We start from the raw sequence: 13,046 nt of genomic DNA, 5'->3' as shown, positions 1-13,046 counted from the left end.
ATGAGTTCTCGTTTTTCCTTCATCACTGCTAATCTTGTCGCTGAAACCTTGGACTACCACATGACCGATGGGTGGATGCAGGGCGATAATGCGACAAACGAGTATTATCGCCCGATTGAGACTTACGAAGAGCGATTTGGGGCGATGTTGGAGAAGGTGAAGATGCTCGGCTTTTCAGCGATCGATCTTTGGGCAGCTCATTTGCATTTCAGCTGGGCTACCTTGGAGCATGTGGAAACGGCGAAACGCCTGCTGCAGGAGAAGGGAATGGTGGCGCGAAGCTATGCGGCCTGGGTAGGCGATAGCTCTGCGGAGCTAAAGGCGACCTGCCGGGTATGTAAGGAATTGGGGATGCGCTATATCTCTGGGCACATCGAGTTTGTGAATTCTGACCGAACCGCAGCGGTTGAGATTCTACGTTCTTTTGGCGTTGGGTACGCGATCGAAAACCACACCGAAACGAGCATTGAGATCCTGCGAGCTCGATTGGGCGAGGGAGATGAGGATGTGATGGGAATTGCTCTCGATCTCGGCTGGTGCGGGACGCGTGAGTGGGATGCGCTAGAAGGTTTGAAGGAGCTCTACGACCGGATTTTCACTGTGCATCTCAAAGATGTGAAGGCGAAGCGCTCAGAGCCGACTGGCTACGAGTTCATCGATATGGGGCACGAAACTTGTTTGCTGGGAGAGGGAATTGTTCCTGTCGAAGCTGTATTGAAAGAGTTGAGACGGCGGGATTTTAGAGGCTCGATTGGCGTGGAGCACGAACCTGAAAAGTACGACCCAACTGACGAAATTAGAGAAGGACTATCCAGGGCTGAAAAGTGGTGGACGGAAGCCGAACCGGTGGTGGAGAATCCCCTCAAGGTAGTGATCGTAGGGTGTGGCAACATTGCGAACGCCTATGGCGAGGCCTTGGCGAAGCGTCCGGAAATCGTGGTTCTCGGAGCTCAGGATTTGGACACGGCACGTGCAGAGGAATGGGTGGGGACTTTCGGTGGAAAGGCCTACGAAACGCTCGATGAGGTGCTTGCTGATGATGCGGTGGAAGCTGTGATCAACCTAACGATTCAGGCGGCTCACTTCGAGGTAGTGAGCAAGTGTTTGGAGGCAGGTAAGCAAGTCCATTCGGAGAAGCCGCTCGCTCCGACCTATGTGGAAGCGAAGCAGCTTGTGGAGTTGGCGAAGGAAAAGGGGCTACGTCTGAGTTGCGCTCCTGCGACTTGGCTGGGTGAGTCGCAGCAAACGGCGAAGCGACTCATCGAGGAAGGTGCGATCGGGAAGCCCAAGCTGGCGTACGTGAATGTGGACTGGGGCCGTATCGAGGGCTGGCATCCGGCACCGGCTGGTTTTTATAAGGTTGGAGCTCTGGCGGATGTGGGAGTCTATCCAATCACGCTTCTGACGAAATGGTTTGGGCCGGTGAAGTCGGTTTTGGCGGATGGGGCAAAACTCCTGCCTGAACGGAGAGACAAGGATGGTAAAGCGTTTGAGTTAGAACGGGAGGATTGGATGTCGTTGGTTCTGGAATTCCGCAGTGGGTTCCGGGCGCGACTGACGGCGAGTTTTTACGTTGGGTTGGTGGAAGGCTCCAATCCTGCCTACGAGATCCATGGTGATGATGGGGCTCTCAAATCGAACTGGTTCGCTGCGACCGCTCCGATCGAGCTCGGCAAAAATGGAGAAGGCTTCAAAACGGTGAAGCTAGACTCGCTACCGATTGGTGAAGGAGCGTGGTACTGCGACTGGTCGGCGGGCGTCTATGGCCTTTGGAAAGCCCTCCGTGAAGGAGGGGCTCATCCGACGACTGGCGAGCAGGCTGCTCACGTGGTTGAGGTGGTGGAAGCGGCTCATGCCGCGATCGCCGAGGGGCGTTCTGTAGAGCTCGAAAGTGAGTTTTAGCACTGTCGCAGGCGTTGAGATAGTCAGCTGATTGCGGCTGTTTCTCGTTTTGTAAGTGTCTTTGAATCAGTAGAATAGTGTCGGTTTAGACGTATGGTCCATCTTTTGAGATGGCGGGTCTACCCGATTTTGAGGGGGCTGTGTCATAGTGTTGGGACTGCCCCTATCGTGTCGTAGTTTGCCCCAACAAAGTACGGTGCTGTGAACTGACAATCTACCGGTCGGATTCGTTTTTAGGGGCTCGTATCCAAGAACCCTAAAGATATGAAACTACACAAAACTCAGATTGGCGTTTCCGCCATCGCGGTTGGATTTACCGCATCTTGCTACCTGCCCCTACACGGTCAGCAAGCCGACGAACAGGAAGATGAGATTTTTGAACTTAGTCCGTTCACGGTTGAAGGATCCGAGGACGAAGGCTACCGAGCGACCAACACTCTAGCTGGCACGCGCATCAAGTCTCAGCTGAAGGACATCGGCACGAGTGTGCAGGTCGTCACGGAAGACTTCCTCGATGATATCGGAGCGGTCAGTATGGAGGACCTTCTGACCCATACTACCAACACTGAAGTTGGTGGCATCTCAGGGAATTTCTCGGGATTTGAGGAGATGGCCGACAATGGAGGTCATGCTGCTGTTTTGACCGCCGGCCTCAGAGCGGAGCCCCAGCTTGCCACACGTGTTCGTGGTCTGGGTAGAGCGGATTTGACCCGCAGCTATTTCAAAACGTCGATCCCGTTCGACCGCTACAACACCTCGCGAATCGACATCAACAGAGGGTCGAACGCTACGCTTTTTGGATTGGGTAGCCCATCTGGGATCATCAACAACAACTTGGACCAAGCGACCTTCAGCGATGCGGGAAAGTTTGTGTTGAGACTGGATGGCGAGGGATCGGTCCGCGGTTCGCTTTCGGTGAACCGGGTGCTTATCGAGGACAAGTTGGCAGTAAAGTTTGCTCTGCTTGAGGACCAGAAGGAATACCGTCAGAAGCCCACTTACTCGGACACGACTCGCAAGTATGCCGCGATCAAGTTCAAGCCGCTCAAGCACACGACGTTCCGTGCGGATTTCGAAGATGGTGACATAGATTCACGTCGCCCGGACACGATCAGTCCGATTGAGAACATCTCCGCTTGGTTCGCGAATGATCAACCGATAATCGATCAGCGAATTTCTTCCGGCATTGGCCTGGAAGGCGGGACTGGATTGTTCGTGGACGGAGTCGAACTGACTCCTGACCAGATCACGGAAAACCAGTTTCATACCTATATCCAGCGATCTTACGATGGCTCGTTCATCGCAGATCCGGAGACCTACGGCTTCAAGAAGGGGCTTTTGACTTCGGGAAGGCAACCGCTCGTCCAGTTGGACACTTCTCTGTATCCAGCTTTCACGGATTCGACCACTCAGAAGATCGCTAACGCTCGAATCTTCAATGAAGGCATTTTGGTTGTTTCCGATCCAAATGCGACAGGCTTCGACCCTGTGGGATTCATTGGACAACCGAACAAGAACCACAATGTGGCTGGGGATGCCTTGTCGCTCCTCGGCGATGGCAAGGATGAGGTTAAGAATTTCGTAGCCGTCAGAAACTTGTCCGACTTCCTCCCGCACATGGCGAACACCGGTCGAAAGAAGCAGGGGCTTCTCAATTACGATATGTTCGACTTCAGCAAGAATTTGCTAAGTGGTGGCTCCTCATTCCAAGACACTGAGTTCGATGCGGCGACGTTCGCGCTAGAGCAGACTTTCCTCGATGGGAAGCTTGGGTTCGAACTCTCGTACAACAAGCAGCACTACATGGTTGAAGCCTTTGCGCCGATCCAGCACAGAAACGCTTCAATTTGGGTGGATATAAACACCTTGCTCCCGAACGGTGATGCGAATCCGAACTTTGGCCGTCCGTTCGTTCATGCGGAAGGCGGATTTAGCGGAAGAACGGAGAAGGTCGAAACGAAGCGTTTCACTGGTTTCGTTAGCCATGACTTTGGCGAACAATTCGACAGCGGTATCGGTCGTTTCCTAGGCGCGCACACGCTCTCTGGTTTGGTTGACCGCTTCGAGTCAGAGGAATTCCGATACTCGAAAGGGCTATACTTCCAGGACACGGATACGCAGCGCGTATTGTTGAAGCCTCAGATTGGACCCAAGGGCGCGAACAATCATCCGATCGTCTATGTTGGACCTTCAATTCTCGGGGCACGTTCTATGTCGGACGTTGCGCTGACTGGAGCAAGCCATGACCTGAACCTCTGGCGTCCAGGCGAAACGGTACAGCTTAAGTACTTTGATCCAGGTGCTTCTGCGAGCGACCCAACCAAAAACAACACCAAGGGCGACATCGTGACCAACGGACAGATCGTGACGCGCTCTGCGACTCTGGTTGAGGCACTCGGAGACAATCCGCAACGTCTCTACAATGATACTGATTCGGAGGCCTTTGTCCTACAGAGTAAGTTCCTTGGTAACCACGTTGTAACTACGTTTGGCTACCGTCAGGATGACGTAATCGAACGAAACTTTAACAAGGTAGCTTTGGATCCGGATACCGGAATCGTTTTGATCGACGAGTTGGAAGATCAAGCTCCGGACATCAACGGAGGAAGCGATGATCGTACGAGCTTCAGCGGCGTTGTTCACTGGCCGCAAGACTGGGGACTTCCAGACAGCATTGGCTTGTCTTTCCACTACGCGGATTCGTCGAACTTCCAGCTTCTGAGTCGCGAAAACTGGCGTCTCGATAGCATCCCGAATCCTGCCGGCGAAACGTCTGAAGAAGGGATCTCGCTCAGGCTGTTCGAGGACAAGCTGCACATTCGTTTCAACCGTTACGAAACTTCGCTTGTAGGAGCGAGCAGTTCGAGCCGTATCGATACGTTCAATCTCTTCAGGTATGCGAATAGCCGATACGAGAACTTTGACAGTGAAGAGGACGCCGTGTGGCAAGCCTTCCACAAGGCAGTTGGTGACACCGTGTTGAATTCGCTCCCTGAGAAGCTTGTCGCTGGAAATTCGCTCAACTACGAGACAAATGCGAATGGTGACCGGATCGGGTTCACTTTCACCAATGCCCCCGTTACAGATACGGTAGACCGTGTCGCGAAGGGTGAGGAAATTGAGATCACCTATAACCCAACCAAGAATTGGAGAGTCTCTGCGAGCCTCGCGAAACAGGAAACAGTCAGGAATAACATCAACCCGTGGTTCGAGAATTCCGGTCAAGCCTTCATGGAAAACTACCTCGATGTTCCAATCGAAGGATACGAGTGGATCACCATTGGCGATCTCCCCGCAAGCCGTGGTTTCAACAGCGGCGGATACTTCCTCGATGTTGAAGGACAACGATTCTTGCAAGGTTCTGTGGGTGAGGATGGTTCTGAAGACAACTTAACTCCAGTAGAGACGACGCAGGTGGACGAGTTTGCCGTGGACCTCATATCGCAACGTACGGACAAATCCCAAGAGGGAGCTGTATCCACGGAACAACGTAAGTGGCGTTTCAATCTCGTGACCAACTACCGTTTCTCGGATGGCCGTTTCAAGGGACTGTCAATTGGCGGATCCTATCGTTGGCAAGATGCTGGGTCGCTCGGCTATCCTTACATGTTGGATGAAAATGGCCAAATCATTGGAGACGTGAGTCGCCCAATCATGGGAGATGAGATTTCCACGATCGACTTGTTCACTAGCTACCGGATGCCGTTCTTCCAAAAGTACGGAAGCTGGAGACTGCAGTTCAACGTTCGCAACGCATTTGCAGACGACAATTTCATTCCGCTTCAGCTACAAGGACGTCCATTGGGCGGAACAGTCGATGACTACACTGTGGCTCGTGTGCGAGCTCCCTCACCGACGGAGTACTTCCTCACAAGCACCTTCGACTTCTAGTAGTTAGACGAAGCCATTTATCACTGCTGATCCCCTGTTTTTCGGGGATCAGCTACTTGTTTGTATAAGGGAGGAAGAGGGAGCAGATTTTATGAAAATCGGGTTTATCGCAGTCTTAGCGATGTTGGCCGTTTGCGCGTATGCAGACCGCTTGTCGTTTGATAAAAATTGGAAATTCATTCAAGAGGATGTGGCAGGTGCGGAAGCGATTGCCTACGTCGATGATGCCTGGCGCTCGCTGAGTGTTCCGCATGACTGGAGTATCGAAGGCGAGTATGATGCATCCAATCCCATGGCGGACGCCTGTGGATATCTGCCTGCCGGAATCGGTTGGTACCGTAAGACGATTGAGGTCCCAGCCGAGTGGAAGGGCCGCCATGTAGAGATCGCCTTCGATGGCGTCTGCATGAACAGTACGGTTTGGGCGAATGGGAAAAAGCTAGGCCATCGTCCTTACGGATGGATCTCCTTCGCTTATGACATAAGCGAAATCGTAGACGAATCAGATACGATCACCTTTGCGGTGCGAGTAGATAACGATAAACAACCATCCGCTCGTTGGTACACCGGTAGCGGCATATACGCTCACACCTGGATCGATGTTAAGGACAAGGTTCACGTGGCGCGAGATGGCGTTTATATTCGCTCCGAGGGAGACAAGGTCTTCGTTGATGCGGAGATTCGAAATACGACTGGGGAGCAAAGAAAACTAGCGATTGATGTGTCGATCCTGGACCCCGAGGGGAAGGAAGTCGTTAGGGAACGGCGAAAGGCAAGGGTTTCGGCGAATGAGGTAAGTGTTGTCGACTTCGACTTTCAGGTTTCGAACCCGCTTCGCTGGGATACGCATTCGCCGCACCTCTACAAGGCGATTGTCGAAGTTGTTTCCGGTCAGAAAAAACTGGATACTGTTACCACACGATTTGGTATTCGTGATATTGAGTGGAAGGTGGATACTGGGTTTTGGCTCAATGGCCGAAACGTAAAACTGCGCGGAGTGTGTAATCACCAAGATGCAGGGCCCCTCGGAGCGGCGGTTCCTGATAAGATCGTTAAGTTCCGAATCGAGCAGTTGAAAGCAATGGGTGTGAACTCGATTCGCACTGCCCACAATCCGATGACCCCCGAGTTCTACGATTATTGCGATGAGCTTGGCATCCTCGTGATGGATGAGATTTTCGATGGTTGGCACCAGAAAGCTGAGCACGACTATGGTGCGCACGCCTTTGATGAATGGTGGGAACGTGATCTTACGGACTGGATGCGTCGGGATCGCAATCACCCATCCATCGTGATCTGGAGCGTGGGGAATGAGACCAAGGGCGAGGATTCAGCCAAGGCCTTGGTAAAACTCTGCCACGAGCTCGACCCAACTCGTCCAGTAACATCGGGGCACTCTGCTCACGAAGTTATGGATGTTTATGGGGCGAATGGCGCCAGCGAACAGAACGGGTTTTTCGAGAACCTAGTGACTCATCAGCCATTTATCGGCACCGAGAATACGCATACCTTCCAGGTCCGTGGGTATTATCGGAGCAAGACTTGGTACCGTAATGGATATCCTAGTACGCGTCACAATCCCCACTATTATCCGGATTACACGGAGGAAGAGATCTTTACCTACGATTGGATCGATGAAGCGGATCGTGCTCACCCAAAGCATATCTTCTTCTCAAGCTATGATAACTCGATGGTGCGGCTGACATCTGGTCACAACATCGAGAAGCTTAGGGACATTCCGAATTTCTCAGGTACCTACCGTTGGTGTGGGCACGACTATCTTGGGGAAGCTAAGTATCACGGAGGTTGGCCCTTCAAGGCTTTCTCGGGAGGAGCGATTGACCTGTCGAACTTCGAAAAGGATCTCTACTACCTCTATCAAAGCCAGTGGACGGAAGCTCCGATGGTACATATCTTGCCACACTGGACTCATCCCTCCATGAAGACTGGAACGAAAGTTCCTGTGCAGGTGTATTCAACTTGTGAAGAAGTTGAACTCTTCTTTAATGGCCGCTCGCTGGGCAAGCAGAAGCCGGGAATTACTTGGGACAAGATGGCTTGCCAATGGATGGTTGGCTGGGAGCCAGGTGAGATCAAAGCGGTTGGCTACAATCAAGGAAGAGCGGTTGCGAACGAAGTGGTCCGTACTGCGGGCGCTCCCGCTCAGTTAGATCTCTCGATCGATGGCGAACCTCTGTCGCCCGAAGGAGAGGACATCGTTCAGGTTCGTGTATCCACTCAAGACAAACAGGGAGAGTTTTATCCCTACGGCGAAAATCGTAGCTGGTTCCACGTTATCGGCCCGGCCCGCATTCGGGCTTTGGGGAATGGAAGTCCTGTGGATACGGAAAAGCATCAAGGCGTGGACAATCGAATCGCCTTTTACGGACTGACTCGTGCCTTTGTGCAGGCGACGGGTGAGGAGGGGAATATCGCCTTACTTACCAGCAGTATTCTCGGCGAGAAGAAGTTGGTGTATTCTCAGCAGGTGAGTATCGATACCAAGTTGTTGACACTGCGAGGCAATGCTCCCGAAGCGAAAATTAAGGTTTTCTACACCCTCGATGGTTCTGAGCCTAGCAAGCAATCAACCCGCTACAATGGCAGCTTCGAGGTCGTTCCAGGGACTACTGTCAAAGCTCTGGTCGTATTGAATGGTGAGGCGGTTCAGACTTTGGAAGAACGATTCGCCATGGACGAGGGCTTCGTGTGGAAAAGCAGTGTAGCCGCAGCGGATGTCCTTGCTGGTGAGCAAGCAGAACGTGCGACTTTTGAAGGGGCGAAAGTAGTAGGCAAAGGCAAGGGCCAGATTTTCCGTGGCGATGGTTACATCCAGTTCGTCGATGATCCGAATCAATCTGTCGAATGGTACTACGAGAACGATGGTGACTCTGGCCGGGCAAAACTCGCCATCCGCTATGGTGGAATCGTGGAAGGCGAAAAGGGCCATCGTGTGAGAGTTATCATAAATGGAGAGGTAGTTGAGGAGTCACTACTGCTCTCCAATAGCGATCACCCTGGTCGTAAGTGGAGCATGGTCAAAGTGCCGATGCAGATCGAGCGTGGCGCGAATCGGATCCGACTAGAGCCTTTGTCCGGCGAAGGGCTGTGTTTGGACGAAATTGTGATCAGGTGATTTTGGGGAATCGGTAATGTTCGGAGAAATAGATAATTGAACGTCGCCTTGCTATGTTAACGAGCTAATCTAGTTTGTGTTCACTGAAAGGTGGCTGGTTATGGACTCAAAGGAGCAGCATATTTCCGTTTTGACGCGTGCCGCGAGGGGGATCCTCTGCGGTTTCGCGGTCTGGATCGTCTGCTTGCATGAGGGCTGGTCGGTCGAGCCTTACGAGCCGAAGATTTCGGTTTCGATTGGAGAGCAATGGCGTTGGACTGAGATCGAGCTTGTATCCGATTTGAACTACCGAAATGCGGTGGAAGGTATCGGGGGCGATATTTGGTTTCGGAAAAGCCAGGAAATCGCACGCTTCAATGGAAGTGAATTGAGACGTTACGAGCTCGAAGGAGAGAATATCGAGAATGAGACGATCGTATCTCATTTCCTTTCAGAATCAGGATTGGTTTACGTCCTGACTACCCAGAGAATGCTGCAGTTGGTCGACGAAGAATGGGTCACTTTGTTTGAACGGAAGGGAACTGGCTCCGGTCAAGCGGGGGTGGCCTTCGTGGGAGGAATGAACGCTTCGGACGAAGAGAGGCTTTGGGTGGCCGAAGGGGGGCGGATCTATCGAATTGAGAAGGGGGAGGTTTTATCCTTCGAAACGGAAATAGGAACCGTACGAACTCTGTTGGTCGATAGAAACGGCCGAATTTGGACGACTGACGCAGAAGACGGGAAGGTCCGCGTTTTCGAGTTCGTCGAGGATCAGCTCGTTCTCTTCAAAGAGTTTGTGATGCCCTTCCGAAATCAGATCGGAGTCCCGATGACTCAAGATGGTCGAGGGCGAATTTGGATGCGCCGAACCCACTTGGATGGGGCTTGTTACTTCTTCGAGGATTACCAGATGAAGTCCGTTCCGTGGGGAAACCGGTTTTCGAATGATCGGGAAATCGGTTTCGACGTCGCCGACTACGATGGCGAGCGGACCTTGTTGCTGTTCCCTAGACGGCTCATCGTGGCTGATGGCGAAGAGTTGGAAGTGTACAGTACAAGGGAGCTACCCATCCCGCGGTCTTCCTCCTTTTTGCTGAAACTCAGTGATGGTCGCTTCGTCGTAGGCGGAAGGGAATCGAAAAGTTACATCGTCGATCTCTCGTCCGATAAGTGGGCTACTTTCGAGGAACTCAACTATCAATGCGTCGATAAGAGCGGCGTAGAGTGGTTCCTCGATCATGATGCTCGCTTGATTTCCTATGACGCTGAGGCTGATTCTTGGCTTGTTCATGACAAGAGCGATGGGGTGATCGACAACCCCAATTTGGTGTCCTTATCAAGCGACGGTACATTGTGGCTCTCGGGGCAACACGAGGGGCAGGCAGCTGTCTCGTATCGGGAAGAGGGTGAGTGGCGCTTGGAGAGCTTCTTCGAGGAAGATTCACGTTTGAGCTACATGGGATTTTTCGAGTTGAGGGATGGTTCGGTTGTTTTTGGAGATGGAACGCCACGGCCAAAAAACGTGCGGGGTGGCGGCGTCGTTGTTTTCAAGAAACTATCCGGTGAGTGGGTGAGCTCTCAGTTGGAACCTCCGGTATTCCCTCCTAGAGTGGCGAGTATTGTTGAACGGGAGGACGATGGTCTATGGGTGGCGGCCCTTGGTTTGGAGCGACCCTGGTTTGGCGACCGAAAGTCGAATGGAAAAACTGAAACGTTATTCGCTAGGCGTTGGGTGGATCATATAATCGTAGATTCCAAAAACGACCTTTGGGTAGCTCTATGGGGCAGCGGGGTTCATCGATTTGACGGGGAAAAGTGGATACGGTACTCAAGTCGAGATGGGTTGAGTAGTCCCGAGGTCGCTTACCTCGCCGAGGGTGAGGGCGCTCTTTGGGCGGCAACCTCAGAAGGCTTAAGCCGCTTCGATGGGCAGTCATGGTCGAATTTTGACATGCCTGCGGGGTATCTCTTCGACCGAGAAAGCTGCACTCTCCGACTTGAGGAGAATGGGGTATTGTGGATGAACTTCAGTTATCGTTCGTGGTTGATTGAAGGGGCTCCGAGCGAATCGCGGGAACAGTTGTTTCGAACGGTGAGATATCGCCGGGATCTGAATGCTCCAGATACTCAGATTCTTGGGGCAGACCGCCGGGTTCCAGAGGGGAGCCAGGTGTTAGTGGATTGGACTGGAGTGGATAGCTGGTCCGATACGGCCAAAGATGAGCTTGAGTTCTCATGGCGCCTTGGCGAAGGGGATTGGTCTCCCTTCACGCGAGGCACGAATGTAGCTTTAGATGACATTGGCTCAGGCTCTAGGACGTTTGAAGTTCGGGCTCGAGATCGTGATTGGAATGTTGATACGACTCCTGCCAAAATCGCTATCGTTGTTGTCCCGCCGGTATGGAAACGGGGTTGGTTTATCGCCTTGGTATGTGTGGTTGGAGCGACTCTTGTGTATCTTGTTTATGCCCTGTTCAAAGCTCGGGTACAGACCGCGTTGGCGATGGAGGAATTCAAATTGGATTTCTTTACCAATATTTCCCATGAACTATTGAACCCTCTCTCGGTGATCGTGGGGCCCTTGGAGAGCTTGCTGCGAAGTAAGCAGAATGAGAAGAACGAGGGGAACCTCAAACTCGCCTTGGGGAATGCTAGAAAGATGCAGGCTTTGCTGCGTCAGTTGTTGCAGTTTCGGAAGGCCGAGATGGGCAAGATTGCGGTTCGTCCCGTTAGAGGAGAGGTGGTTGGCTTTGTACGAGACGCTGTCCAATGCGAGTCCCCTCTATGGGAGGCTAAGGGGCAAGACGTGAAGGTTTTCTGTAGCGACGAGTATTGCGAATGCGAATACGATGGGGAGAAACTACAGCAGGTTATCGACAACTTGGTCTCGAATGCGATCAAGTACACCGCCGAAGGGGGGGAGGTTGTTGTGCGCTTGGATCTCAAGCCGGAGGGGACAGGGAAGGTTGCCCGGCTTACTGTCGAGGATGGAGGTGTTGGGATCCCCGAGCACGAAATTAACTTGGTTTTGGAGCCGTTCTATCGGGTGAATAAGTCAAGGACGTATGCTGAGGGGTTTGGAATCGGTTTATCTTATGCCAAGCAATTGGTGGAGTTGATGGGCGGCATGTTGGAAATCGAGAGCCCCATTGGCAGGGGCCAGGGGGGAACTCGGGTCATTGTAGAACTGCCATTGAAGGAAGTTTCTGTAAGGCCGGACGAGGAGCGTGAAGACCTTGAGCACGACCTTCTCGAAGAGTCCGTTTCGCACGGAGAAGGGGACATGCCGAATCTCTTGTTTGTTGAAGATAACGAGGACGTCAGGCGCTTTTTGAGAAACGAGTTTTCAGAGTCGTTTTCGGTGCACGAGGCTGCGAACGGTAAGGAAGGCTTGGAGATCGCTCGAGTGGTGGATCTGGATCTGATCGTAAGCGACGTAATGATGCCCGAGATGGATGGCTTCGAGCTTTGTCGACGGCTGAAAGAAAATGCGGATACCTCGCACATCCCGATCATACTTTTGACTGCCCGCGGAGCGGAGGAGCATCGAGTGAAAGGCGCTCAGGTCGGGGCGGATGCGTATTATGCGAAACCGGTCAATGTAGTGCGCCTCGAAGCCCAGATCGAGAATCTGCTCGAGTTGCGGCGCCGTTTGAAGAAGCGCTTTGCCGAGCAGGTAGTCATCGAGCCAAGTGATGTGACGGTAAACAAGACGGACGAGATGATGTTCAGAAAAGCCATCGAAATTGTAGACGCCAATATGGACGATGAGACTTTCGATGTGGATCAGTTTGCCAGCCAAATGGGAATGAGTCGAGCGACGCTTTACAGAAAACTGAAAGCTCTCACTGGCCAGACACCGAGTCCGTTTATTCGTACCATGCGTCTAAAACGCGCAGCTCAGTTGTTGGGTGATGGAGGCATGACGGTCTCCGAGACGCTCGTGCATGTTGGTATTTCGGATCTCAGTTATTTTGGCCGCATCTTCAAAAAGGAGTTCGGTGTAGCTCCATCCCACTACAAAACGAAACAGTCCTCATAAACCTGAAATGTGGTCTGAACCCAAGGTGTGACCAGTTTCTGGATGCGCGTAGGATGATTGCACGACAACCGCTGCGTGCTGGGACATATGGTCAAA

The 13,046-nt window shown here is 52.5% G+C and carries 4 protein-coding genes; all 4 read left to right on the top strand.

Features of this window, described 5'->3' with window-relative positions; all coding sequences use genetic code 11:
• The 4 genes from JIN87_RS12255 to JIN87_RS12240 all read left to right on the top strand — a co-directional run bounded on the left by JIN87_RS12255 (position 1) and on the right by JIN87_RS12240 (position 12,950).
• Complete coding sequence (locus JIN87_RS12255) at positions 1-1,902, top strand: Gfo/Idh/MocA family oxidoreductase (protein ID WP_200355855.1); 1,902 nt, start codon at positions 1-3, stop codon at positions 1,900-1,902.
• A 264-nt stretch (positions 1,903-2,166) separates the two neighbouring features.
• Positions 2,167-5,793, top strand: a complete 3,627-nt coding sequence (locus tag JIN87_RS12250; RefSeq protein WP_200355854.1) for a TonB-dependent receptor plug domain-containing protein — start codon at positions 2,167-2,169, stop codon at positions 5,791-5,793.
• A gap of 91 nt (positions 5,794-5,884) precedes the next feature.
• Entirely contained in the window at positions 5,885-8,929 is a 3,045-nt protein-coding gene (locus JIN87_RS12245; RefSeq protein ID WP_200355853.1) for a glycoside hydrolase family 2 TIM barrel-domain containing protein, read from the top strand.
• A gap of 100 nt (positions 8,930-9,029) precedes the next feature.
• Positions 9,030-12,950: an ATP-binding protein gene (locus tag JIN87_RS12240; RefSeq protein WP_200355852.1), complete on the top strand. Its 3,921-nt coding sequence runs from the start codon at positions 9,030-9,032 to the stop codon at positions 12,948-12,950.
• Positions 12,951-13,046: the final 96 nt, after the last annotated feature.

It is taken from the genome of Pelagicoccus mobilis (assembly GCF_016595505.1).
Taxonomy (GTDB): domain Bacteria; phylum Verrucomicrobiota; class Verrucomicrobiia; order Opitutales; family Opitutaceae; genus Pelagicoccus; species Pelagicoccus mobilis.
Note: the sequence above shows the minus strand (reverse complement) of the source record. Positions and strands in the feature narration are given on the sequence as shown.

Excerpts from the sequence above, each read along its gene's own strand:
- JIN87_RS12240 (WP_200355852.1), top strand. The coding sequence starts at position 9,030 with ATGGACTCAAAGGAGCAGCATATTTCCGTTTTGACGCGTGCCGCGAGG.
- JIN87_RS12250 (WP_200355854.1), top strand. The coding sequence starts at position 2,167 with ATGAAACTACACAAAACTCAGATTGGCGTTTCCGCCATCGCGGTTGGA.
- JIN87_RS12255 (WP_200355855.1), top strand. The coding sequence starts at position 1 with ATGAGTTCTCGTTTTTCCTTCATCACTGCTAATCTTGTCGCTGAAACC.
- JIN87_RS12245 (WP_200355853.1), top strand. The coding sequence starts at position 5,885 with ATGAAAATCGGGTTTATCGCAGTCTTAGCGATGTTGGCCGTTTGCGCG.